At 63.9% G+C, this 24,229-nt stretch carries 24 protein-coding genes and 1 other RNA gene; 15 read left to right on the top strand and 10 right to left on the bottom strand.

Annotated features, from left to right (window positions below; genetic code table 11):
* Window positions 1–51 precede the first annotated feature (51 nt).
* Window positions 52–3,444: a TonB-dependent receptor gene (locus tag LCL94_RS09705; protein WP_224832024.1), complete on the bottom strand. Its 3,393-nt coding sequence runs from the start codon at window positions 3,442–3,444 to the stop codon at window positions 52–54.
* Between the two features lie 155 nt (window positions 3,445–3,599).
* Between LCL94_RS09705 and LCL94_RS09710 the strand changes: the two genes are divergently transcribed.
* The 6 genes from LCL94_RS09710 to LCL94_RS09735 are packed head-to-tail and all read left to right on the top strand — an operon-like array spanning window position 3,600 to window position 9,711.
* Window positions 3,600–5,111, top strand: coding sequence for a tryptophan halogenase family protein (locus LCL94_RS09710; RefSeq protein ID WP_224832025.1), 1,512 nt, complete (start codon window positions 3,600–3,602; stop codon window positions 5,109–5,111).
* 42 nt (window positions 5,112–5,153) lie between these two features.
* Window positions 5,154–5,744, top strand: a complete 591-nt coding sequence (locus LCL94_RS09715; protein WP_224832026.1) for a flavin reductase family protein — start codon at window positions 5,154–5,156, stop codon at window positions 5,742–5,744.
* A gap of 58 nt (window positions 5,745–5,802) precedes the next feature.
* Window positions 5,803–6,780, top strand: a complete 978-nt coding sequence (locus tag LCL94_RS09720; protein ID WP_224832027.1) for an NAD(P)H-dependent flavin oxidoreductase — start codon at window positions 5,803–5,805, stop codon at window positions 6,778–6,780.
* 10 nt (window positions 6,781–6,790) lie between these two features.
* Window positions 6,791–7,933, top strand: coding sequence for an acyl-CoA dehydrogenase family protein (locus tag LCL94_RS09725; RefSeq protein WP_224832028.1), 1,143 nt, complete (start codon window positions 6,791–6,793; stop codon window positions 7,931–7,933).
* Window positions 7,934–7,943: 10 nt separating this feature from the next.
* Window positions 7,944–8,684, top strand: a complete 741-nt coding sequence (locus LCL94_RS09730; protein ID WP_224832029.1) for an SDR family NAD(P)-dependent oxidoreductase — start codon at window positions 7,944–7,946, stop codon at window positions 8,682–8,684.
* A 4-nt stretch (window positions 8,685–8,688) separates the two neighbouring features.
* Window positions 8,689–9,711: an aldo/keto reductase gene (locus tag LCL94_RS09735; protein ID WP_224832030.1), complete on the top strand. Its 1,023-nt coding sequence runs from the start codon at window positions 8,689–8,691 to the stop codon at window positions 9,709–9,711.
* A gap of 103 nt (window positions 9,712–9,814) precedes the next feature.
* On the opposite strand, the gene LCL94_RS09740 is transcribed toward LCL94_RS09735, so the two are convergent.
* The 5 genes from LCL94_RS09740 to mtgA form a co-directional block, all read right to left on the bottom strand.
* On the bottom strand, window positions 9,815–10,387 hold the full coding sequence (locus LCL94_RS09740) for a fasciclin domain-containing protein (RefSeq protein ID WP_224832031.1): 573 nt from the start codon (window positions 10,385–10,387) through the stop codon (window positions 9,815–9,817).
* A gap of 81 nt (window positions 10,388–10,468) precedes the next feature.
* Window positions 10,469–11,191 carry an anti-sigma factor domain-containing protein gene (locus LCL94_RS09745; RefSeq protein WP_224832032.1) on the bottom strand — a complete coding sequence of 241 codons (723 nt, stop codon included), beginning with the start codon at window positions 11,189–11,191 and terminating at the stop codon, window positions 10,469–10,471.
* Window positions 11,188–11,757 (bottom strand): sigma-70 family RNA polymerase sigma factor, encoded by a 570-nt coding sequence (locus LCL94_RS09750; protein ID WP_224832033.1) that lies wholly within the window; start codon window positions 11,755–11,757, stop codon window positions 11,188–11,190. Before LCL94_RS09750 ends, LCL94_RS09745 begins: the two co-directional genes overlap by 4 nt.
* Window positions 11,754–12,704: a cation diffusion facilitator family transporter gene (locus LCL94_RS09755; protein WP_224832034.1), complete on the bottom strand. Its 951-nt coding sequence runs from the start codon at window positions 12,702–12,704 to the stop codon at window positions 11,754–11,756. The genes LCL94_RS09750 and LCL94_RS09755 overlap by 4 nt, the downstream gene beginning before the upstream one ends.
* 164 nt (window positions 12,705–12,868) lie before the next feature.
* The gene (gene mtgA, locus LCL94_RS09760; RefSeq protein WP_224832035.1) at window positions 12,869–13,537 is read right to left on the bottom strand and encodes a monofunctional biosynthetic peptidoglycan transglycosylase; all 669 of its coding nucleotides are present in this window, start codon (window positions 13,535–13,537) and stop codon (window positions 12,869–12,871) included.
* 96 nt (window positions 13,538–13,633) lie between these two features.
* Between mtgA and LCL94_RS09765 the strand changes: the two genes are divergently transcribed.
* Window positions 13,634–14,968 (top strand): M20 metallopeptidase family protein, encoded by a 1,335-nt coding sequence (locus LCL94_RS09765; protein WP_224832036.1) that lies wholly within the window; start codon window positions 13,634–13,636, stop codon window positions 14,966–14,968.
* Between the two features lie 13 nt (window positions 14,969–14,981).
* On the opposite strand, the gene LCL94_RS09770 is transcribed toward LCL94_RS09765, so the two are convergent.
* The 3 genes from LCL94_RS09770 to LCL94_RS09780 form a co-directional block, all read right to left on the bottom strand.
* Window positions 14,982–15,581, bottom strand: coding sequence for a hypothetical protein (locus LCL94_RS09770; protein ID WP_224832037.1), 600 nt, complete (start codon window positions 15,579–15,581; stop codon window positions 14,982–14,984).
* Between the two features lie 183 nt (window positions 15,582–15,764).
* On the bottom strand, window positions 15,765–16,724 hold the full coding sequence (rpoH, locus tag LCL94_RS09775) for an RNA polymerase sigma factor RpoH (RefSeq protein WP_261388698.1): 960 nt from the start codon (window positions 16,722–16,724) through the stop codon (window positions 15,765–15,767).
* A 69-nt stretch (window positions 16,725–16,793) separates the two neighbouring features.
* Complete coding sequence (locus LCL94_RS09780; RefSeq protein WP_224832038.1) at window positions 16,794–17,738, bottom strand: RluA family pseudouridine synthase; 945 nt, start codon at window positions 17,736–17,738, stop codon at window positions 16,794–16,796.
* A gap of 16 nt (window positions 17,739–17,754) precedes the next feature.
* Here LCL94_RS09780 and LCL94_RS09785 point away from each other — a divergent pair, with 16 nt between their 5' ends.
* The 8 genes from LCL94_RS09785 to rnpB all read left to right on the top strand — a co-directional run bounded on the left by LCL94_RS09785 (window position 17,755) and on the right by rnpB (window position 23,233).
* Window positions 17,755–18,150: a M67 family metallopeptidase gene (locus LCL94_RS09785; RefSeq protein ID WP_224832039.1), complete on the top strand. Its 396-nt coding sequence runs from the start codon at window positions 17,755–17,757 to the stop codon at window positions 18,148–18,150.
* 35 nt (window positions 18,151–18,185) lie between these two features.
* On the top strand, window positions 18,186–18,845 hold the full coding sequence (locus LCL94_RS09790; RefSeq protein ID WP_224832040.1) for a histidine phosphotransferase family protein: 660 nt from the start codon (window positions 18,186–18,188) through the stop codon (window positions 18,843–18,845).
* A gap of 80 nt (window positions 18,846–18,925) precedes the next feature.
* Window positions 18,926–19,561 carry an N-acetylmuramoyl-L-alanine amidase gene (locus LCL94_RS09795; RefSeq protein WP_224832695.1) on the top strand — a complete coding sequence of 212 codons (636 nt, stop codon included), beginning with the start codon at window positions 18,926–18,928 and terminating at the stop codon, window positions 19,559–19,561.
* Between the two features lie 112 nt (window positions 19,562–19,673).
* Window positions 19,674–21,140 (top strand): ATP-binding protein, encoded by a 1,467-nt coding sequence (locus LCL94_RS09800; protein WP_224832041.1) that lies wholly within the window; start codon window positions 19,674–19,676, stop codon window positions 21,138–21,140.
* Complete coding sequence (locus tag LCL94_RS09805) at window positions 21,137–21,829, top strand: response regulator (RefSeq protein ID WP_224832042.1); 693 nt, start codon at window positions 21,137–21,139, stop codon at window positions 21,827–21,829. The genes LCL94_RS09800 and LCL94_RS09805 overlap by 4 nt, the downstream gene beginning before the upstream one ends.
* 266 nt (window positions 21,830–22,095) lie before the next feature.
* A complete protein-coding gene (gene pal, locus LCL94_RS09810) occupies window positions 22,096–22,608 on the top strand; it encodes a peptidoglycan-associated lipoprotein Pal (RefSeq protein WP_224832043.1) in 513 nt (170 codons plus the stop codon).
* A gap of 35 nt (window positions 22,609–22,643) precedes the next feature.
* A complete protein-coding gene (locus LCL94_RS09815) occupies window positions 22,644–22,781 on the top strand; it encodes a hypothetical protein (protein WP_224832044.1) in 138 nt (45 codons plus the stop codon).
* A gap of 46 nt (window positions 22,782–22,827) precedes the next feature.
* Window positions 22,828–23,233: RNase P RNA component class A (gene rnpB, locus LCL94_RS09820), an RNA gene on the top strand.
* A gap of 12 nt (window positions 23,234–23,245) precedes the next feature.
* On the opposite strand, the gene LCL94_RS09825 is transcribed toward rnpB, so the two are convergent.
* Window positions 23,246–24,046 (bottom strand): metallophosphoesterase family protein, encoded by an 801-nt coding sequence (locus LCL94_RS09825; RefSeq protein WP_224832045.1) that lies wholly within the window; start codon window positions 24,044–24,046, stop codon window positions 23,246–23,248.
* Between the last annotated feature and the right edge of the window lie 183 nt (window positions 24,047–24,229).

The raw sequence follows: 24,229 nt of genomic DNA on the forward strand, positions 1-24,229 counted from the left end.
CAGTCTCGCAACCGGGGCCCGCTCCTAATGCGTGGTCTGGGACCCGCCCGGTCAGAAGTTGAAGCGGGCGAGGAAGGTGTAGCGACGGTCGTTGCGGAACGCGTTGCTGATCATCCTGGTGCCTTCGTAGTCCACGACGGTCGACAGGGTGGTCACTTCGTCCAGCAGGTTCACGCCCTGCACGCCCAGCTTCAGGTTCTCGTTGACCGCGTAGAAGATCGAGGCGTCAAGCTGGCCGCCCGATTCCTGGAAGGTCGGCGAGAACGGGAAGAGGTCGTCGCGCGGCGTCACGAGGAAGTCGCTCCGCCAGTTGTAGGCGGCACGAGCCGAGAACGGACCCTTTTCGTAGAAGACGACGCCGTTGACGGTGTGCTCCGAGAAGCCCCTCAGCGGCAGTTCGCCCTGGAACGGACCGACGTTCTGCGGACCTGCACCGCTGGCGACCGACGGGTTGCCGATGTTCGACAGCGTCGGGTTCGAGAAGTCGCCGGCATCGATGTAGGTGTACGATGCCTGCACCCCGAAGCCGCTCAGCAGACCCGGCAGGAAGTCGAACTTGTGCTGGTAGGCAAGCTCGAAGCCCTTGAGCACGCCGTCGAAATCGTTGGCGGGGCCGCGGATGATGACGTCGGCGGTGGTGCCGCTTTCGGTCGTGTAGGTCTGGAGGCCGGTGCCGGTGTCGATCAGGCCCTTGATATCCTTCACGAAGAAGGCGGCGGTAAGCGAACCGACTTCGGCGAAGTACCATTCTGCCGAGATGTCGTAGTTCCACGATTCCACCGGAACGAGGCCGCGGTTACCCGTCTGGATCGACAGCAGCGGACCATCGTTGACGCGGCCGCTGAAGCCGAACACGCCGCCTGCGCTGAACAGGTTCAGGTCAGGCCGCGTGATGCCCTTGGACACCGCGCCGCGCAGCACGAGACCCGTGCCACTGTCGAGCCTGATGTTGAAGCTCGGCAGCCAGTGGTCGAAGGTGATGTCGCGCGTGTCCTGGATGAACTCGCCGGTGAAGAGCGAGGCATATTCGGCGAGGCGTGCACCCGTGAGCTGGCAGTAAAGGATCTCGCGCGGGAAGGGCGAGCCGGTGTCCGGATCGATCGGCGCATTCGGCGGCAGGACCGGGCAGGTCTGGGTGATTTCGCCCGGCTGGACGATGCCATCCCCGTTGCCCCCGACATTGACGCCGTTGACGATGTTCGGATTGTCGAACTGTCCCGGGTTCGGGAAGGCGACGAAGGCGTTCGTCTTCACGACCGTGTCCGCATAGCGCACACCGAAGTTGCCGGCGATCGACCAACCGTTGGCGAAATCCGTGCCGAAGTCGACACGGGCGTAGGCCGCGGTCGTCGTTTCGGTGACGTCGGAGATTTCCGGCGGACAGTACGGATCGCACTGGAAGGTGGTGCCGTCGAAGCGGGTGAAGGTGCGGCCGTTGACGCCGAGGTTGAAGCGCTCGGGCGTCTGCGAGAACGTGGTGATCTCGTCCCACTGTCCGTCGATTACGCCGTCGAGGTAGTCCTGCAGGAAGTCGTCACCGCCGTAGAACCATGCCTGGCCGCCGGGGATCGGCGTTGCCGTCTCGCCGCGCTGGAAATTGTCGGCGAACGGAGCGCGAAGCTGGCTGTAGTCCGGGAAATCGTCGGTGAAGGCACCGCCTGCGATGGCGAACTCCTGGCCCGGGAGGCCGGTATAGAAGCGGCCGGCCTTGAAGCCCGACCAGTCAGCCGTGTAGGGCGGCGATTCCGAGAAACAGCCCGGGCCTTCGCCCCAGGGAGCGCAGCCGCCACGGCCGGCCCACGGTGCCGAAAGGTTACCCCAGGTGCTGAAGTTGGTGTTGCGCGTCGTGCGATCGCGCGCCGCCCAGCGTGCGCCGAAACGGGCCTTCTTGAAGAAGCCGTCGTCGCTGATGTCGTATTCGAAATCACCGCGCAGGCTGAACATGTCGGCATCGTTCTTCTCGCGGCTGTCGAGGCCGAACCAGTAATAGGTGTAGAAGCCCGACGAGAAGTAGTCAGCCGGTGCGCCGACCGGAGCGAGGAACTGGACGTTCGGCGTACCACCGGACAGGTCGAGATCGATATCGGCCCAGGTGCTCATCGCGCCGAATACGGAATCGCGCTCGAGGTCGGACGAGATGTACTGCATCTCGAAGTTGCCGCGGAAGCGGTCCGAGAAGATCGTGTCGACGTCGAACGAGATGTCCTGCGTCACGCTCTTCGTGTCGCGCAGGAAGCGCAGGCTGTCGAGCGGGATGCCGCCGTAGCCGAAGGGCGTTGCATAGGCATCGCCGACATTGTCGGTCAGGATGCCGCTGACGAACTTGCCGTCTTCGAACTGCCAGGTGCTGTCCGAACGCGGATCGGGCGAGGAAACGCCATCGTCCATACGGCCGATAAGGGCGAATTCCTCGGTCGAGAAAGTGGTTTCCGAACGCAGGTATTCCAGCGTCATCAGCAGGCCGCCATCGAGCGTCTCGAACTGCGCCACTCCCGAGATCGCCTCGCGATCGCGGTCGAGCGTCGTCGAGCGGACACCGGCATACTGCGGCACCAGGACCGAGCCGGCCGGCGGGAATTCGTCCGGCGTGAAGTTCGGCTCGTCACCGAAACCGCCCGAGTTGAGGTCGAAGACGCGGTAGCAACCGCCGCTCAGGTCTGCGGGACGGTAGCAGGGGTCGATCGCCTGCGAGGAATCGGTCCGGCTCTTCAGCTTGGAGTTCGAGTAGCTGAACTGCAGGCCGAACGTGCCCTGCGAGGTGTCGAAGGTGTCCGACACGAGGATGTTGTAGGTCGGCGACCACTTTTCGCGCAGGTCGCCATAGTTGGCTTCGATCGAGCCGGCGATATTGAGGCCGGGCTTATCGAGCGGCTTGCGCGTGACGAGGTTCACGAGGCCGGAAATCTGGCCCTCGATCATGTCGGCAGTCACGTTCTTGAAGACTTCGACGCGGCCGACCAGTTCGGGCGAAACGTCTTCGAAGCTGAGGCTGCGGCCACCGGTGGCGGAGAAGATGTCGCGGCCGTTCAGTTCCGAACGACCGAAATTGTCGGGCAGGCCGCGGATGATGACGCCGGTGCCTTCGACGGAGAAGCGGGTCGGGTCGGACGTCTTTTCGAAGCGGCCGATGTTGACGCCCGGGACGCGCTGCAGCGCTTCGGCAACCGAACGGTCGGCCAGTGCGCCGATATCTTCGGCGGTGATGACGTCGACGACGGTGTCGGCGCGTTCCTTGAAGTCCTGCGCGCTGCTCAGCGATGCGGAGATGCCGGTAACGACGATGACGTTGGATTCATCGACTTCTTCGGCGGCGGCGGTTTCGGCGTCTTCGTCCTGCGCCTGAGCCATGGCCGGCTGCGCAGCGACGAGCGCAAGGCCCGATGCCGTGGTGAGTGCGATGATTCGGCGTGGCAGATTCGCAGCGCGCGGCAGTTTGCGAGACATGTTTCCTCCCTAGTCCCAAGACTGATGTGCAGGGTTTACCCCGACATTCATTTGTAACATACCGCCACTTGTTAGCGTTCACAAGACACAATATGAACGTTCACACACAGCGTGGCGTACTGGCAACACGCGGCAGGACATGGCAAGGGTTGGGAATGGCAATCGAACATATCGTAATCGTGGGCGGGGGTACGGCAGGATGGATGGCGGCCGCAGCGCTGTCACGCATCCGCGATGGCCGGAAGGTGGCGATCACCGTCGTGGAATCCGAGCAGATCGGGACGGTCGGCGTCGGCGAGGCTACGATCCCGCCATTTGTCGAATTCAACCAGGCGCTCGGGATCAACGAGCGGGAATTCATGTCCGAGGTGCAGGGGTCCTTCAAGCTCGGCATCCAGTTCGTGAACTGGGGTCAGGTAGGGGAAAGCTACATTCACCCCTTCGGTGCCTATGGCTACGATATCGGGGGCATCGGCTTCCATCAGGTATGGCACAAGCTGCGCGAGCGCGGCGACAAGCGTCCCCTGCAGCTCTTCAACCTGGAAACCATGGCCGCCCATTACGGCAAGTTTTCCCGCACCGAAGATTACGCGCGCGACGACCTGCCGCCGATCAACTATGCTTACCACATCAACGCCACCGACTATGCGCAGTACCTGCGCAAATACGCCGAGCAGCGCGGCGTGGTGCGGCATGAAGGCATCGTCAAGGACGTGGCTCTCGACGGCGAAAGCGGTTTCGTCACCAAGCTGACTCTCGACAGCGGCAAGGAAATTGCCGGCGACCTGTTCGTCGATTGCACCGGCTTTCGCGGCTTGCTGATCGAGCAGGCCCTGGAAACCGGATACGAGGATTGGACCCACTATCTGCCCTGCGACCGGGCAGTGGCGCTGCCGTGCAACCGCGACGACGGTTCGCCGCCGCCACCATTCACGCGCGCAACCGCACATTCGGCCGGCTGGCAGTGGCAGGTCCCGCTCCAGAACCGCAATGGCAACGGCCATGTCTATTGCAGCCAGTTCATGGAGGCTGACGAGGCCCATGACATCCTCGTCAAGCACATGGCCGGCAAGCCCACCGCCGAACCCAATCACCTGCGCTTCGTGACGGGCCGCCGGAAGAAATTCTGGAACAAGAACGTCGTCGCACTGGGGCTGGCATCGGGCTTCATGGAGCCGCTGGAGAGCACGTCGATCCATCTGATCAATACCGGCGTGAACAAGCTGATCGCCACCATGTCGCTCGACGGCGTGACCGAGGCGCAGGCAAACACGTTCAACCGCCTTACCGTCCGGGAATACGAGCGCATCCGCGACTTCCTGATCCTGCATTACAAGGCGACACGCCGCGACGATTCCGAGTTCTGGAATTACTGCCGAACGATGGCCGTACCCGACAGCCTCACCGAGAAGATCGAGGTGTTCAAGGCAAACGGGCAGGTCTTCCGCGAAGAGGACGAGCTTTTCACCACCACCAGCTGGGCGGCAGTCATGCTGGGTCAGGGCATCACCATGGACGGAACCAGCCCGATGGCAGACGGCGTGGCCGATGTTGCTGGAACGGAGATCGACGAGATGGCAAAGTCCATCCAGTGGCTCGTCCAGCGCATGCCGGGCCACAAGGAATATCTCGACAAGTATTGTCCTGCACGAATGGCCGCAGCCTGACACTTGCCGTCCGGCCCGCGGCGTTCTAGCGCCGTCCCGACGATGTTCGACCCGCAGGCCTTCCGCAGCGCACTTGGCTCTTTCGTGACCGGCGTCACCATCGTGACGGCGCGCGATGCCGACGGGCGTCCGGTGGGCCTGACTGCCAACAGCTTCAACTCGGTCAGCCTCGACCCGCCGATGGTGCTGTGGAGCCTTTCGCTCGATTCGGGCAGCCTGCCGGTCTTCCGCGAGGCGCAGAGCTGGGCGGTGCACGTGCTGGCCGCAGACCAGCAGGCCATGTCCGACCGCTTTGCGCAGCCCGGCAACGACAAGTTTGCGGGACTCGACGTGGTCGACGGGCCGGAAGGCGCGCCGATGCTGGCGGGATATGCTGCCCGGTTCGGTTGCCGCGCACGCTTCGAATACGAAGGCGGCGACCATGCGATCTTCCTCGGCGAAGTGGTCGAATTCGAGCGCCGCGATGCCGAACCGCTGATCTATCATTCCGGCCGGTACGGGCGGCTGATGCGTGCGCCCACCGGCGAGGATCTGGAGCACGAGGGCCTCGCGGACAAATCGGGCGAGGGACTTGCCCTTACGGAACGCGGCCTTGAACTGCTGCGCGCGCTCGAAGGCATCGCGAAGCGCTAGACTCTCTCCTGCCCGCCCGATACCGGTTGCGAAAAGCAACCAGCAGGAGAGGCAGGCCATGAAGACTCGCATCACCGAAATGTTCGGCATCGAGCATCCGATCATCCAGGGCGGCATGCATTATGTCGGTTTCGCCGAAATGGCGGCAGCCGTGTCCAATGCCGGCGGTCTCGGCATCATCACCGGCCTGACGCAGGGCACGCCCGAAAAGCTCGCCAACGAGATCGCGCGCTGCAAGGACATGACCGACAAGCCCTTCGGCGTGAACCTGACCTTCCTGCCCACCGTCAACGCGCCCGATTATCCGGGGCTGGTACGGGTCATCATCGAAGGCGGGGTGAAGATCGTGGAGACGGCGGGCAACAACCCCGCGCAGGTCCTGCCCTATTTCAAGGATGCGGGCGTCAAGGTGATCCACAAGTGCACCAGCGTGCGCCACAGCCTCAAGGCGCAGTCGATCGGCTGCGATGCGGTTTCGGTCGACGGCTTCGAATGCGGCGGCCACCCGGGCGAGGACGACATCCCGAACATGATCCTGCTGCCCCGCGCGGCGGACGAGCTGGAAATCCCTTTCGTTGCCAGCGGCGGCATGGCCGATGGCCGCAGCCTCGTCGCCAGCCTCGCCATGGGCGCGGACGGCATCAACATGGGCACGCGCTTCATCGCCACCAAGGAAGCGCCGGTGCACGAGAACGTGAAGAAGGCCATCGTCGCGGCTTCCGAACTCGACACGCGCCTCGTCATGCGTCCGCTGCGCAACACCGAACGCGTGATGACCAATGACGCAGTCGAGGAACTGCTTCGCATCGAGAAGGAGAAGGGCTCCGACCTCAGGTTCGAGGACATCATCGAACAGGTCGCGGGCGTTTATCCGCGGATCATGACAGAGGGCGACATGGACGCAGGCGCATGGTCCTGCGGCATGGTTGCAGGCCTCATCCATGACATCCCGACCTGCAAGGAGCTGATCGACGGCATCATGGCCCAGGCCGAGGAGATCATCACCAAGCGGCTCGCCGGTTTCCAGAACGCATAAGGTCCCCCAGATGCTCGATACGTCCAAACGCTTCGCCTATTCCCAAGACCACGAGGCCTTCCGCGACACGGTGCGCAAGGTCTTTGCCGAACACATGACGCCCTATCTCGACCAGCACGAGGAAGAGGGCATCGTTCCGCGCAGCGCGTGGAAGGCGCTGGGCGAGGCGGGGATGCTGTGCCCCACGGTCGCGGAAGAGAACGGCGGGCTAGGCCTCGATTTCGGCTTCAACTGCGTGATCGCGGAAGAACTGAGCTACCTTGGCTCGTCTGCCGGTTTCACGCTTCAGAACGACATCACGGTCAATTACTTCGAGCGGCTCGGCACCGAGGAGCAGAAGGCGAAGTACCTTCCCGGCATGATCAGCGGCGATGTCATCACCGCTATCGCCATGACCGAACCGGGTGCGGGTTCAGACCTGCAGGGTGTGCGCACCACCGCGACGCTCGACGGAGACGAATGGGTCATCAACGGGTCCAAGACCTACATCACCAACGGCCAGAATGCGGACGTGGTGATCGTGGTCGCCAAGACCGACCCCTCGCAGGGCGCCAAGGGTACCTCGCTCATCCTCGTCGATGCGGGAACGCCCGGTTTCGAGCGCGGGCGCAATCTCGACAAGATCGGCCAGCACGCCGCCGACACGTCCGAGCTCTTCTTCAACGACTGCCGCGTGCCGAAGGACAATCTGCTCGGCGGCGAAGGGCGGGGCTTCATCCACCTGATGGAAGAACTGCCGCAGGAACGCCTGTCGATCGCCGTCGGCGCGCAGGCCGGTGCCCAGCGCGCCTTCGACGAAGCGGTGAAGTTCACCAAGGACCGCAAGGCTTTCGGACGCACCGTGTTCGAGTTCCAGAACACCAAGTTCGTGCTCGCGGACCTCGCGGCCAAGCTGCAGGTCGGCTGGGCGCATCTCGACTGGGCGATCCAGCGCCACCTCAAGGGTGAACTGACCACCGACGAGGCGAGTGCCGCCAAGCTCTGGCACACCGAACTGCAGTGGGAATGCTGCGACAAGTCGCTGCAGCTGCATGGCGGGGCTGGCTACATGAACGAATATCCCATTGCCCGCCTGTGGCGCGATGCCCGCGTCCAGCGCATCTATGGCGGCACGAACGAGATCATGAAGGAAGTCGTCAGCCGCGCGATCTGAGGAGACAGACATGGCCAATCCGCTCGATTTTACCGGCAAGACCGTCCTCGTCGTCGGAGGGACGAGCGGGATAGGCAACGGCATTGCCCACGGCTTCCGCGAACAGGGGGCCGAGGTCCACGTGACCGGCACCAGGGCCAGCGCGGACGATTACTCACCCGAAGACGGCAGCGTCCTCGAAGGGCTGATCTTCCATTCGCTCGACGTGGCGGACCGCGCGGCCCTCGATGCCTTCGCATGGCCCGAACGGCTCGACGTGGTGGTGCTGTGCCAGGGCATCGCCCGCTACAACCGCGACGAGTTCAACCGTGAAGGCTGGGACGCGGTCATGGCGGTCAATCTCGACTCGCTGCTCGATTGCTCCAATGCCGTGCGCGTCAAGCTGGCGGATACCGGCGGATCGCTGATCATCATCAGTTCGATCGGCGGCTATCGCGGCCTGATCGGCAACCCGGCCTATGGCGCCAGCAAGGCGGCGGCGATCAGCATGGTCCGCTCGCTCAGCCTCGCCTTCGCGGCAGAAGGCATCCGCGTGAACGGCATCGCGCCGGGATATGTCCACACCAAGATCAACGACGCCTTCCTCGGCAACGAGAAGTTCCGTGATGCCACCATCGCAAGCACCCCGCGCGGTCGCCTCGGCCTGCCGCAGGACATGGCGGGCGCGGCGCTGTTCCTTGCCTCGCCGCTGGCCGATTACGTGGTCGGCCAGACGATCAGCGTCGATGGTGGCCTGAGCGTAGGGAACTGACACGGTGGAATACGTCAATCTCGGCCCTTCGGGCCTCAAGGTCTCGCGCCTGTGCCTCGGGTGCATGAGCTATGGCGACACCAGCAAAGGCTGGCATGGCGAGTGGGTGCTGTCGGAAGACGACAGCCGTCCCTTCATCCGCGAGGCGGTGGAAGCGGGCATCAACTTCTTCGACACGGCCAACATGTATTCGATGGGAGCGTCCGAAGAGGTCGTGGGCCGCTTGCTTCCCCAGTTCGCAAAGCGCGACGAGATCGTGCTGGCGACCAAGGCCTTTCTGCCCTGGCGGCAGGCGCCCAATACCGGCGGCAATTCGCGCAAAAGCCTGTTCCAGGCGATCGACGACAGCCTGGCGCGGCTCGGCATGGATTATGTCGACCTGTTCCAGATCCACCGGTGGGACGACACCACTCCGATCGAAGAAACGATGGAGGCGCTGCACGACATCGTGAAGGCGGGCAAGGCGCGCTACATCGGCGCATCCTCCATGGCCGCGTGGCAGTTCGCCAAGGCGCAGGAGGTAACCCGCGCTAACGGCTGGACGCGCTTCATCTCGATGCAGAACCACGTCAACCTGCTCTACCGCGAGGAAGAGCGCGAGATGATCCCGCTCTGCCGCGACCAGGGCGTCGGCATCATTCCCTGGTCCCCGCTCGCGCGCGGTAAGCTCGCCCGCGCATGGGATGAAAGCACCGTGCGCAGCGAGACCGACGGGTTCGGCAAGCTGCTCTACACGCAGAACGTGGACGCGGACCGCGAGGTAATCGAGGCAGTCGGCCGGATCGCTGCCGATCGCGGTGTTTCGCGCGCGACCGTGGCGCTGGCATGGCATTTCGCCACGCCGGGCATCACCGCGCCGATTATCGGGGCGACCAAGCCGGGCCATATCGGCGCGGCGGTAGAGGCCATGGCGCTCGATCTCACCCGCGACGAGGTCAACCGGCTCGAAAAGCCCTATCGCCCCAAGACGCCGGTCGGCGTCGCATCGACCGCGCCGCAGAACTGGTCATTGACGCTCAAGGCCTGAAACCGGGACATGAAAAATCCCGCCCGGCGCTACGCAAGCCGGGCGGGACAAGTCGACACCGCCGTTCGAGGGGGAAGGTTTATGCGGCGGTGCCTTGCAACCTTCAGACGCTCGGAAGGAAGACGCCGTCGGTGACGTGGATCACGCCGTTGGTGGTCTTCACATCGGCCTGCACGACCTTGGTTTCGCGACCCAGGGCGTCGGTGACGACGATGGTGTGCCCATCGAAGCTGGCGGTCAGCGTCTCGCCTGCGACCGTTTCGAATTCATAGCTGCCACCGGCCTGCTTGATTGCGGCCGAAAGCTGGGCAGCCGGGATGCGGCCCGAGACGACGTGGTAGGTCAGCACGGTCTGCAGCTTGCCCTTATTGGCCGGCTGCAGCAGCGCATCGACGGTGCCGGCCGGCAGTTCGCCGAATGCATCGTCGGTCGGCGCGAAGACGGTGAAGGGGCCGGGCGAAGACAGAGTGTCGACGAGGTCGGCGGCCTTGACGGCGGCAACCAGCGTGTCGTGCACGCCCGTGCCCATGGCGGCCTCGACGATGTTGGGCTGGCTCTTCATCGAATGCTTGCCATGGTTGTGCGCAACGGCCGGCGTCGCGGCGGCGAGCGCAAGCCCGCCCATGGCAAGTACGGACGCCGCGGCTGCGGCCTTGAGCTGGTTCGAAATCGGCATTGAAACTCTCCTTTTCGTGCAAGCCCGTCCTTCTTGCGTGGGAGAGTTACGGAGCGGGTTGCCCCGCGGATGCATGCGGCCTCAGATTTTTTTCAGCTGGCCTTCCGCGACCACCGGCCCGGCATCGACGCCTTCGGGTTTGCCGCCCAGAGGTTCGCGCGTGAGGAGCAGCGGCGCACCGGCCGCCATCTTCGCCGCGACTGCCGGTTCCAGCGTCACGCGGCGTTCCTCGCCGGGGGCGACCACGCCGAGCGAGAGGAGCGGCGTATCATCCTGCGGGACCAGCCACAGCTCATGGTCGTGGATCCCGTCGGCGGTCAGGCCGCTTGCCGAGACGAGCAATTCGCTGCGGTCGGGCAGGTAGGTTACGGCCAGCCTCAGCTCGGTATCCGCAATCGGCACCGATGCGACCAGCGGAGCCTCTGCCCGTGGCTGCACCTGACGTGTGGTGGGCAGGGTCATGAAGGTGAAGGCGAAGACGGCAATCGCGGTGGCAGCTGCGGCACTCACGGTGCCGAAGACCTGCCAGCGGCGCATCCGGTTCCTGAGATCGATGACCTCTGCCGACGGGGCGGCACCGTCCAGCGCCTCTTCGATGCGCCGCCAGACCTCTGCGCGCGGTGTCGCAGGCGAAATCTCGTCGAGCATCGGGGCGAGCCGGTCCTGCCACCAGGCGACGGCTGCCGCAAAGCCGGGGTCGCTTGCCTCACGGCCGCGCGCGGCCAGCAGTTCCTCGCCCTCCAGCAGGCCGAGCGTATATTCCGCGGCAAGCGTGTCGTCGTCGGGGCGGGGCGCGTCGGTCATTCCCCCTTCTCCAGGCAAGTCTTGAGGCGCGCAAGAGCGCGGCGGATCCGGCTCTTCATCGTCCCCAGCGGCGTGCCGCTGCTCTCTGCGAGGTCGGCGTAAGTGCGGCCTTCGAAGAAAGCGGAGCGGATGGCGCTGCGCGGTTCGTCTTCAAGCTTTTCGATGCACTGGTGGACGCGGGCCTCGCGCTCGGCATCGATGAGCAGGTCTTCGGCAAGAGGGGAGGCGTCCGCTATCGGCGCGGCTTCTTCCTCGCCGACGCTCGCCCGGCGCAGCTTGCCGGTCCGCAGCCGGTCGACCGCGCGGTTGCGTGCGAAGGTCGCCAGCCACGCAATCGGGCTCGCCCGGCCGGGGTCGTACCGGTCAGCCCTGCGCCAGAGATTGATGTAGACGTCCTGCAACGCGTCCTCGGCTTCCTTCTCGTCACCCAAGATACGCAGGCAGATGCCGAAAAGCTTCGCCGAGGTGGCGCGATAAATTTCCTCCAGCGCGCCGCGATCCCCCCCAGCAAGGCGGGCCATGGCCGCCTTCAGCCTTTCGCGGGCCGCTGCGCTTGCCGGCTTCACGGGCAACCGACCCCGCACTGCTTGCTGGTGGTTTCCACCTGGATGGTCGCGTGATTGATCCGGTGATGGTGCTCCAGCTCGTGCGCGGCTTCGCGCAGGAAGGCATCGCCCGGATGTCCGCCGGGCATGACGAGATGCGCCGTCAGTGCGGTTTCGGTGGTCGACATGGGCCAGATATGGAGGTCTTGCACTTCGCTCACCCCCTCGAGCGAGGCGAGATAGCCGCGGACGGCTTTTTCGGAGATACCCTTGGGCACGGCGAGCAGGCTCATGGCTACGCTATCCTTGAGCAGCCCCCATGTTCCCCAGGCAATGACGGCCACGATGATCAGGCTGACCACCGGATCGATCCAGAGTGCCCCTGTATAGAGGATGGCGATCCCCGCCAGAACCACGCCAAGGCTGACCAGCGCATCGGCCGCCATGTGCAGGAAGGCGCCGCGGATATTGAGGTCATGTTCGCGCCCGCGAAGGAAAAGCAGCGCAGTGCCGGTGTTGATCGCGATGCCGATGCCGGCGACGATGATCATGGTCGTTCCATCAACCGGCAGCGGATCGGTCATGCGGTGTGCGGTCTCGAACGCGATTGCACCGATTGCGACAAGCAAAAGCGCTGCATTGGCGAGCGCAGCGAGGATGGTCGAGCTCTTGTAGCCGTAAGTGAAACGCTCGTTCGGCGGACGCTTGGCGGCCACGCTGGCGCCCCAGGCCAGCAGCAGGGCAAGAACATCGGAAAGATTGTGCCCGGCGTCCGCAATCAGCGCCATCGAGCCGGAAATCCATCCGTAAACGGCCTCGATGATCACGAAACCGCTATTGAGGATGATGCCGATCAGGAATGCGCGGCCGAAATCCTTCGGAGCGTGCGAGTGGCCGTGCCCTCCATGCCCGTGCCCGTCATGCCCGTGCCCCTCGTGCGCGTGATCATGGCTGTGGCCTATTCCCAATTTCGCTGGCTCCCCATGCCCGTAATCCCGCCCGACTGCCGTTTTTCCGGACGTCCTTCAAGGAAAAACGCTGGAATACAGCGGGATACGAAATATCGCGTCTGCAATGTTATAACATACATAAGCGAGGATGCGGGGTAAAGTTCTGCGGTGCGAAATGCTGCCTAGTCGTAGATGCAGGCGTCGAGACCGTCGCGCCCGACAACGCCGATACGGGCCGAAATGGTATTGCCGTGGCGCCGCAGCCATCCGCCCGGATTCTTGACCGACCGTTCCTTCGGCAAAGGGAGGGCCGCCGCCATGCGCGCCGCCTCCAGCGGGGTCAGTCGTGCCGCCGACTTGCCGAAGTATCGCTGCGCCCCGGCTTCTGCGCCATAGGTGCCGATCCCGGTTTCCGCGACATTGAGGTAGACCTCCATGATCCGCCGCTTGCCCCAGATATTCTCGATGAGGACGGTGAAATAGGCCTCCAGCCCTTTGCGGAAATAGCCGCCACCCTGCCACAGGAAGACGTTTTTCGCGGTCTGCTGGCTCACGGTCGAACCGCCTCGGATACGCCCGCCCTTGGCATTTTGCTCGATAGCCTTCTCGATCGCTTCGCGGTCGAAACCGTCGTGCGTGCAGAATTTCCCGTCTTCTGCCGCGATGACGGCGCGCACCAAGTTGCGGTCGATGTTCGAAAGCGGCTCCCAGTCCTTTGTAATTCCGTTGCCGTCCATGATCATCGTCGCGGTCACCGGCACCGGCACGAATTTGAACAGCACGACCAGCGCGATGCTCAGGCCCAGGAAACCGACGAGGAAGCGAAAGAGGAAACGCACGACGACACGCATAGCCGCGCGTCTACTGCGCACCACCGCCGCGCGCAATCGCGCTTGTTGATAGCGCGGCGCCATGCTCTGTTCCCCACCGCAACAGGGGAGAAGGACATGCGAGTCGACAGCAAATGGATCGGCGCTGCCGCAGTGGCGCTGGCGATGGGGGCGAGCCAGGCGAGTGCCGATACCGGCGAAATCGCCAAGGCCGTGGAGGCGGACTACGCCGACCATCTGGGCGCACTGTTCAGGCACTTCCACGAAAATCCCGAACTGTCCTTCCTCGAAACCAACACGGCCAAGCGGATGGCTGCCGAATTGCGCGCGACCGGCATGGAGGTGACCGAAGGCGTCGGTGGAACCGGCGTCGTGGGCATGGTGCGCAACGGGCCCGGACCGCTCGTCATGCTGCGCGCGGACATGGATGGCCTGCCGCTGCCCGAGAAATCCGGCCTGCCCTATGCATCCAAGGCCGTTCAGGTCGCGCAGGACGGGACCGAATATCCCGTGATGCACGCCTGCGGGCACGATGTGCACATCACCTCCATGGTCGGCACGGCGCGCAGGCTGATGGAGATGAAGGACCAGTGGTCCGGCACGCTGATGTTCGTCGTCCAGCCTGCCGAAGAGCGCGTGGGCGGGGCGGAGCTGATGCTCAAGGATGGCCTCTACGAACGCTTCGGCAAGCCCGATTACGCGGTTGCCTTCCATGTCGATGCCGACCTGCCGACCGGCAAGGTTTCGGGGTCGGAAGACATCGTCGGTTCGAGCGCGGATTCGGTGGACATCGTCGTGCCCGGCATCGGCGCACATGGCGCATCACCCCATCAGGGCCGCGATCCCGTGTACATCGGCGCGCAGATAGTGACGGCGCTCCAATCGATCGACAGCCGAGAAGTTGGGCCTCTGTCACCGGTGGTCGTCACCGTGGGTTCGTTCCACTCGGGCACCAAGCACAACATCATCTCGGACGAGGCGCGCCTTCAGCTGACGGTGCGCGCCAATGACGAGGAGGTGCGGGCCCAGATCCACGAGGCGATCGAGCGGATCGCGGTCAATATAGGCCGCGCGCACGGCCTGCCCGAAAACCTCCTGCCGCGCGTCACCCGCACGGAAGGGACGCCGGTCACGGCCAACGATCCTGCGCTCGCGCGCAGGCTCAATGCGGTGATGATCGATGCCTTCGGGGAAGACGGCTTCCTGCCCGCGGTCCAGACCGGCATGGGGGCCGAGGATTTCGCCTATTTCGTCACCAAGGAGCAGGGCGTGCCGGGTTATTACTTCGCGGTCGGAGGCACTCCGCCCGAAGATTTTGAGGCGGCCGCCAATGGCGGGCCGCCGGTCCCTTCGCACCATTCCCCGCTGTTCAAGATCGCGCCGCGCGAGAGCGTGACGCTGGGCACGCGCGCGATGATTGCCGCAGTGCTCGACCTGGCGCCTCCGAAATAGGGGAGGCGAGCGCTCAGCGTTCGGCGGCGCGCCAGTCGATGGCGGACATCAGGTCCAGCGGGTCCGGAAAATTTTCCGCCGTCCCGCCGAACCAGCTGGCGCGATATTTGACCAGCCAATCGCCCTTGGCAGGACAGTAGAGATAGAGGTCGGAAAGCGATGCCTGATGGCCTTCGCCAGTGGAATTTGCCGGCACATCGAAACGGACGGAAAGCGCTGCGGACGATCGCGAACGGTCGGGTGATGGCGAAATCCAGAAGCGGTTTTCCTGCGCACCCGGATACTTTGCGATCAGGCTCGCGCTGTCGGCAAAGACCTCTTCGCAGTTATAGCCGCCGATTTTGGGGTAAACATAGACGTTGATCAGCAGCGTCCCATCGCTGTTGACCAGCTTGTATCCCACGCCAGCATCTCGTCCGTCGGACGAGAACTCGTTGATAGAGGTCCGCTCGAACTGCCCGACCCGGTCCGGAAAGACCACGCCCGTGCCCCTGTGCTTCCACGGGCCGGTCGGCTGCTCGATCCGCTTCTGTGCCTGGCCCTCCGACGGGGAGGTCAACGCGATCCCTGCAACAGCCAATGCAAGACCCGTCGCCAAAGTGTTGAGTTTCATCGGTTTCCCCTGCTTTTCTCGATCCAGCGCGCCTTCGCGATCACTGCCCATCGGTATTGAAGCGAGCAGGTGAGCGGAATGCAACCGCACGGCGCTGCCAATCCCAAGCGGGTTTCGCAGTCAAACACGAAAAAGGGGCGGCACAAGGCCGCCCCTCTGGTGTCTCTATTCAGGCGCAGATGCTCAGGCGACGCCCGGCAGCAGCCTTTCGCCTGCGATACGCTGCATTGCCTTCTGGAGCTTCTCGAACGCCCGCACTTCGATCTGGCGGATCCGCTCGCGGCTGACCGAGTAGACCTGGCTGAGCTCCTCGAGCGTCTGCGGATTGTCCGTCAGGCGGCGTTCGGTGAGGATGTGCTTCTCGCGGTCGTTGAGGCTGTCCATAGCTTCCACGAGCATTTCGTGGCGGACTTCCTTTTCTTCCGCTTCGGCAACGGTTTCGTCCTGGAGCGGACGGTCGTCCGTCAGCCAGTCCTGCCATTCGCCCGAACCTTCCTCGCCATTGCGCATCGGCGTGTTGAGCGAGCCGTCGCCGCCCATCATCATCCGGCGGTTCATGTTGACGACTTCCTGCTCGGGCACGCCGAGATCGGTCGCGATCTTCGTGACGTCGTCGGGGTGGAGGTCGGTATCCTCGTAGGCGTCGAGATTCTTCTTCATGCGGCGCAGGTTGAAGAACAGCTTCTTCTGCGCAGCGGTCGTGCCCATCTTCACAAGGCTCCACGAACGCAGGATGTATTCCTGGATCGAAGCCTTGATCCACCACATGGCATAGGTGGCGAGCCGGAAGCCGCGATCGGCCTCGAACTTCTTCACGCCCTGCATCAGGCCGACATTACCTTCGGAAATGAGGTCCGAAACCGGCAGGCCATAGCCGCGGTAGCCCATGGCGATCTTCGCCACGAGTCGCAGGTGCGAGGTCACGAGCTGCGCCGCAGCTTCGGGATCCTCGTGTTCCTCGTAGCGCTTGGCGAGCATGTATTCCTGCTCAGCCGTCAGCACCGGGAACTTCTTGATTTCGGAGAGATAGCGGTTGAGGCTCTGCTCACCGCCGAGCGCCGGGACGCTCAAAGACTTTGCGTTAGACACTAATATCCTGACCTTTCTTGCGTCGACCTCTCTTGCCGGACCCCTGATGGGCATCCGGTCATTCGGGCCACTCAGTTACTTATACAGTAGCGGGCGCCGGATTGCACGGCCCTTTCGTCGATTTCAACGAGCGGTTTCGTCGATGAGTTCCCGCATATCCGCTGGTAATTCGGCGCAGAAATCCAAGGTTTCCCCGCTGATAGGATGTTTGAATCCGAGCCTCGCGGCGTGCAGCGCCTGGCGGCGGAAATCGAGCCGTTCGAGCAGGGGCCGGAGGGCCTTGGGAGTGCGTCCATAGACAGGATCCCCCAGTAGTGCATGACCGATTGACGCACAGTGAACGCGGACCTGGTGCGTGCGCCCCGTTTCCAGCCTGCATTCGATAAGCGAAGCGCCCTCGAGCCGCTCCACCGTCTCGAAATGCGTGACCGCGTGCTTACCGCGCGAGGACGCATCAGGGAGGACCGTCATCTTCTTGCGATCCTTGTCCGAACGCCCGATCCGGCCCGAAACCGTGCCCGATGGCGGATTTGGATGCCCCGCGCAGACCGCGAGGTAGCGGCGCGTTATCGAATGGTCCGCGAACTGCCTGGCGAGGCCCTCGTGCGCTGCATCGGATTTGGCGACCACGAGGAGCCCGCTGGTATCCTTGTCGATGCGGTGAACGATGCCGGGACGCTCGACCCCGTTGATGCCCGACAGCTTGCCGCGGCAGTGGTGGAGCAGGGCGTTAACCAGCGTGCCCTCCAGATTGCCGGCAGCCGGGTGCACGACCATGCCGGCGGGCTTGTTGACCACCAGGAGGTCGTCGTCTTCGAACACGATGTCGAGCGGGATGTCCTGCGCGGGCGTATCGAGCGGCTGGGGTGGGGGCAGGGCGATGCGCCAGTTTTCCTCGCCCCTGACCTTGGCGGACGCCGATTTCGCCACGGTCCTGCCGATGGTTACCGCGCCTTGGGCGATCAGCGTCTTGACCCGTTCGCGCGACAGGCCGCTGGCCTCGGCAAGCACCTTGTCGAGGCGACCGGCTTCGGACAGCGTTCCGGCGAGGATTTCTGGCTCGGCCATGCTAGGGCCATGCGCGATGACGCTCGAACTCTCAAGTGACGTGATGCAGCGCCTGCTGGATGACGCAGCGAATACGCACCCGCGCGAATGCTGCGGCGTATTGCTCGGCACAGCTTTGCGGATCGAGGAAATCGTGCCCGCAGCCAACGTCCATGCAGAGCCCGGGCGGCATTTCGAAATCGACCCGCAGGCCCTGATCGACGCCCACCGCGCTGCCCGCGCGGGCGGCCCCCAGGTGCTCGGCTATTACCATTCGCATCCCAACGGACGCATCGGTCCGTCGCCCCGCGATGCCGAGCTGGCGGCAGGCGATGGGGCGGTCTGGGCGATTATCGCGGCAGGCGGAGTCACCTTCTGGCGCTCGGGGGATGGCGGTTTCCATGCGCTTCCCTATGTGGTCCGCGAACGCTAGAAGGCGGTTAATACATCGTACCCGACGGGATCTTCATGACTGACAGTACTTCCACCGATCTTGCGGCAATGCTCTGCTCGCGCCTGTGCCACGACATGCTCAGCCCGGTCGGCGCGCTCAGCAACGGGCTCGAACTGCTGGCGATGGAAACCGACCCCGAAATGCGCGCCAACGTGGTCGCGCTGCTCGAACAGAGCGCGGCGATTTCCACCAACAAGCTCAAGTTCTTCCGTCTCGCCTTCGGTGCAGCCGGCGGCTTCGGCGACCGCGTCGACGTTGCCGAACCGCGCGCGCTGATCGAGGCGCTGGTGGCGGACAAGAACAAGATCGAGATCAACTGGGCCATCGAGACCGCGAACCTCGGCAAGCCGGCGGTCAAGGTGCTCCTCAACTTCGCCCAGATCGCGATCGATGCGCTGGTGCGCGGCGGCACGCTGGATGTCGGCGCCGAAATCCGCGAAGGCAATTGCGAAATCGTGGTTCGCGCCAGCGGTCCCAAGATCGCGTTCGACGAAACCATCGGCAAGGCGCTCGACGGCAGCTTGCCGGCCCACGAACTCTCCAGCCGTACGGCGGCAGCCCACATGATCGCCCTGCTGGCAGAGCAGACCGGCGGCGGCCTCCAATACGCCCGCACCGAAGACACGCTGGTGATGGGCGCGGTCATGCCCGAAGGCGAAGGGCTCATCGGTTGAGCGCGGAGGGGAGCCGGGACGAACTCGTCCACCGCGAGGCGCCGTCACCCAATTTCGACGAGCGCGCGCTCCCCATCACCATGGTGGTCATCCACTATACCGAGATGCTCGGCGCCGAGGCCGCGCTGGATCGTATGTGCGATCCCGAAACCAAGGTTTCGGCCCATTACCTCATCAGCGAGGAAGGCGAGGTCATCCGCCTCGTGCCCGAGGAAAAGCGCGCCTGGCATGCTGGCCTGTCCTATTGGCGCGGCCACAAGGACGTGAATTCGGCCAGCATCGGTATCGAGCTCGATCATCCCGGCCATCTCAACGGCTATCGCGATTTCTCCGAAGCGCAGTTCGAGGCGCTGGTGCCCCTGCTGGCGCGCATGGTGAAGCAATACGACATCCCGCGCGCCAACGTGGTCGGCCATTCCGACGTGGCACCGGCTCGCAAGATCGATCCGGGCGAGCTGTTCCCGTGGGAACGGCTGGCGGAATACGGCCTGTGCCTTTCTACCCCGAAGATCGAGCTGGGCGACCCGTTCGACAATGACGGGGCGTTCTATCTCGCGCTGGAGCGGTACGGTTACGACATCACCGACGGGCACAAGGCCGTGGAAGCCTTCCAGCGCCGCTGGCGCCCGCGCAAGATCGATGGCGAAATCGACGGCGAAATCCGTGCGATCCTGTTCCAGCTCCTGCTCGACCGGGACCGCGGCGCTCATCGCTAGCCTGGCGTTTCATGCAGCTGCCACGGCAAGGGTGTAGAAAACCCGTGCATGCGGCTGGCGGCCAAAGCGGTTAGGAGGGATGCTTCCCGACCAGCACGATGAAGGCCGCCGCTTGAACAAGACCAACCACGCATGGGCACTCGATGTCGCGATATTCCTCATCGCGACCGCGGGAACCTATGTCGCCCAATGGGCGGACCGCCCGATTACAGCCGTTCTGGTCTATCTGAGCGGCGTTATCCTGGTTGCAGTGCATTCGGGCCTCTTCGCAGCGCTGGGTTCGGCGATTGCCGCTTCGCTGGTCTACAATTTCTTCCTCAGCGAGCCGGTGTTCGAATTCGGTGTCACCACGGCGGACGAGGCAGTGCCGCTGATCGCTTTCAATGTCACCGCGCTCATCACCGGCCTGCTGGTCGGCAGGCTGCGCGATTCCGTCGACCGTGCGTCCCAGGCCCAGTTCAAGACTGCCTTCCTCCTGACCGTAAGCGACCGTCTCCAGCGCGCGCTCAAGGTGGAAGAGGTGGAGGCCGTCATGCGCGACCTCTTGCCGCGTCAGGGGGTAAGGTCGGTGAAGATATTCCTGTCCCAGGGTGACCTGTTCCTTCGTCCGAGTACGGGTGAGATCGTGACCTACCCGACAGGGCAGGAACCGATGACGCCCGCTTCTGCCGGTCCTGTCGATCCAATTGTGCTTGAACTGACCGGCGCGCGGGGTGTCATCGGGATTGCCCAGTTCCACCTTGCCGAGGCGGGCAGCGACCGTCCGGGCATCCCCGACCTCAATTCCATTTCCGCACTTATCGCGCTGGCGATCGAGCGCTGCGTCCTGCTCGACGAAGTAACCGAGGCGAGGGCGCAGGCGCGTAGCGAGGCGCTGAAGGATTCGCTGCTGTCTTCGGTTTCACACGACCTGCGGACGCCGATAACGGTCATCGAGGCGGCAGCGGGCGCGCTTTCCTCGCCCGCTATCCGCCTGCCCGAGGAAGAGCGCACCGCTCTGCTCGCCTCGATCATCGAGCAGTGCCACCGGCTCGACCGCTATACCAGCGAGTTGCTCGACGTGGGCCGCATCGAGGCTGGCGTGTCGCCTAAGGCGATGCAGGTCGTCGACCTAGGTGAACTGGCCAATCTTGCCCTGCGGCAGGCGCGTACGCTGCACCCGGATGTAGTGTTCGAACGCAGGCTGGGCGATGGCCCGGTGGTGATTTCGGCGAACCCGGCCATGGTGGAGCAGGCCATTTTCAACGTGCTCGACAATGCCGGCAAATACGGCGCGGGCGCTCCCGTCTCGATCGAGGTCGAAGCAGGTGACGGTGTCGCGCAGCTGTCCGTGACGGACGAAGGAGACGGTATCGACGGGCCCGATCTAAAGCGTGTTTTCGAGCGGTTCTACAAGGGTAGCGCCCGTCGTGCCTCGGAAGGGTCCGGACTTGGCCTGTTCATCGCCAAGGGCTTCGTCGAAGGCTGCGGAGGCAGCATATCGGTGGAATCCCCCGCCCGCGAAGGCAGGGGCACGCGGGTTTCGCTGCGGTTTCCCCTGCTCCAGCGCGACGAGCGCAATAACGAGGCGCAGCCATGAAGATACTCATCGTCGATGACGAACCATCCATCATCCGCACGCTGAGGCCGGTCCTGTCCGCTCTCGGGCATGACGTGATCGAGGCAGTGGATGCAAAGTCCGCACTGGCCGCCGTGGGCGCCTCTGAGATCGATCTCGTCCTGCTCGACCTTGGCCTGCCCGATGCGGACGGCTCGGACCTGATCTCGACCTTCAAGAAGAAGGCCGACGCTTCGGTCATCGTCGTTTCGGCGCGTCACATGGAAGCGGACAAGGTCCGCTCGCTCGACCAGGGCGCCGATGACTACATCGACAAGCCGTTCGGCATGGAAGAGCTGCTCGCGCGGATCCGCGTGGTCGAACGGCGGCGCAACGAGGCGCGGGGCAAGGAACCCAAGGTCCTGCAATCGGACCTGCTGCGGGTCGATCTGAAAACCCGCGAGGTGGTCCTCATGGGCGAGCCGATCCACCTTTCGCCCAAGGAATTCGCCATCTTCGAAACCCTGGCGCGCAACGCGGGGCAGGTCGTCACGCAGCGGCGGCTGATGATCGCGGGGTGGGACGATCCGGTCGTCGATGGGCAGTACCTGCGCAGCTATATCGCCATGCTCAGGGACAAGCTGGAGGTCGATCCGTCGGACCCGGAGCTGATCGTTACGGAGAGCGGGGTGGGCTATCGATTGACGGAGCCTCTCGTCCAGGTCGACTGAACTTGCCTTCGCGTCCCGGGCCCGACTGGCTCGCCTTGGAAAAAGACGTAGCCGGCGGTTGTGATCGAAGGTGTGAGGGGACTTCCGCCGGCTACGCACGTCCAGACCGGTGTGACGCAGGACCGTCATACCCCGATCCGCAAAATCCTGTTCCCACGGCTTTTTTACGCGGGCATAAAAACGGCGTACGAACGCTTCCTTGCCAACCGCGCTATCCATCAGGCCAACGGCCCGGAAACGGGCTTCCTGATGGAGCGAATAATCCGATGTCTCCCAATCGTACTTCCGTCCTTGTCCTCACGCTTGCGCTCGGCCTGTCGGCCTGCGGCAAGAAAAAGGTCGAGGATCTCCCGCCCGCTCCCGGCGAGGCGGTTTCGGTCCCCGCTGCCGCTGGCAACTCGATCGTCCCGGGCAGCCAGGCCGATTTCCTCAGCCAGATGGCGGGCCAGGACGTGATCTTCTTCGATACCGATCGCTTCAATATCGACGATATCGATGCTGCCGCCCTTCGGTCGCAAGCGGCATGGCTCTCGAAATATCCGGGCAAACCTGCCCGTATCGAGGGCCACGCCGACGAACGCGGTACTCGCGAATACAACCTCGCGCTGGGCGAGCGGCGTGCGAATGCCGCTCGCAACTACCTTATCTCCCTCGGGATCGACGGGCGGCGTCTGACCGCCGTCAGCTACGGCAAGGAACGCCCCGTGGAACTGGGTAGCAATGAAGCCGCATGGGCCAAGAACAGGCGCGCCGTCACCGTCACGATCGACGGGCAGTAAACAGGGAAACCCAAGGGGGCAGGGAGAATGACACGATGAAACTGGTGTCCTTGCAACTCGGCTCCGACCAGGGCGAATTCTGCGACCGGCAGGATGCCTTCGTGCGCAGGTATTCGACACTGCTCGGAGCGGTCTTCCTTGCCAGCATCGCTGCCGGTCTTTTCGTCGGCTGAGCTTCGCGCTTGGATAAATCGGCGGGGCGCATTATCTGCACCCGTGCCAGGGGGCCGGGCAGCCGCGGATGCTTGCATCCGAGGAAAGTCCGGGCTCCACGAAACGAGGGTGGCGGGTAACGCCCGCCGGGGGTGACTCCAGGGAAAGTGCCGCAGAAAGCAAACCGCCGATGGCCCGCTTGCGGGATCAGGCAAGGATGAAAGGGTGCGGTAAGAGCGCACCGGGGCGCTGGTAACAGGGCTCGCACGGTAAACCCCACCCGGAGCAAGGCCGAATAGGGGCGGCACGTTCCCGCAAGGGAGCAGATGCGTTTCGCATCGACCGCCCGGGTTGGCTGCTTGAGCCATGGGGCAACCCATGGCCCAGACGAATGGCTGCCGCCGCGGATACGGTCCGGTCTTCCGGATACCGTCTGCGGAGACAGAACCCGGCTTACAGGCCCCCTGGCATCACTATCGGGAAATCAGTCTTGCTTGCGGACGGCGATGCTGCCGTCTTCCGCCTCGAACGCCTGGATCCGGCGTCGGCTGTCGCCTTCGAGCACCAGTGCGGTAAGTACCCCGGTGCGGAAGGCGCCGGTATCGATCCCGACGCGGTCGCCGGTGTCCTCGACCTCCTCGAAGATCGTATGCCCGTGGACAACGACGTGGCTGAAAGACTCGGCGTGGTTGAGGAAACGCTCGCGGATCCACAGGAGGTCCTTGCGCTTCTGTTCCTCGACCGGGCGCTTGGGGTTGATCCCTGCGTGGACGAGGACATAGTCGCCGACCACGATCATGTCTTCGAAGCCGGCGAGAAAATCGCGGTGCTTTTGCGGCACGATCTTGTGCATCGCCTTCTGCACCTCGGCGATCTGCATGCGGTTGTATTCCTTGCGCTTGAGCCCGTAGCTCAGGACCGTTTCGCGGCCCCCGTGGCGCAGGAAATGGCGCAGCATCTCCTTGTCGTCGAAGCTTTCGAGGAACATTTCCTCGTGATTGCCGGCAAGATAGCGGACCTTGCGCACCTTGCCCCAGTTGCGCGCCAGCTTGATGACGCCCGCGCTGTCGGGACCACGGTCGACAAGGTCGCCCAGGAATACCACGGTGGAGTTTGCCGGCGCGCAGGCTGCGTCGTCCGCCTCGATCGCTTCCTGCAAGACCTCCAGCAGGTCGAGCCGGCCGTGAATATCGCCGATCACGTACCAGCGCTCACCCTGCGGTACGTGCGCGATGCGCCGTTCCTTTTCGGGCTTGCGGAATATCTGGCGAAGGGCGTTGAGCATGGTTTCGAGCGGTTACCTGTTGCGGGCGCATTTAGGCATTAGCCATCCTGCCAGCAAGCGATGAGCGTCGGGTGAATGCCTTCGCAGTTGCACAATAGACACGCTTCACGCTGCGATAGCGAAAAGATGAAGCAGCTATCTTGCGCAGTTGAAGAGGATACTGCACCTTTATTTCGATTTCGC

The sequence above is a fragment of the Qipengyuania gaetbuli genome, from assembly GCF_020171365.1.
In the GTDB taxonomy this organism is placed as follows: Bacteria; Pseudomonadota; Alphaproteobacteria; order Sphingomonadales; family Sphingomonadaceae; genus Qipengyuania; species Qipengyuania gaetbuli_B.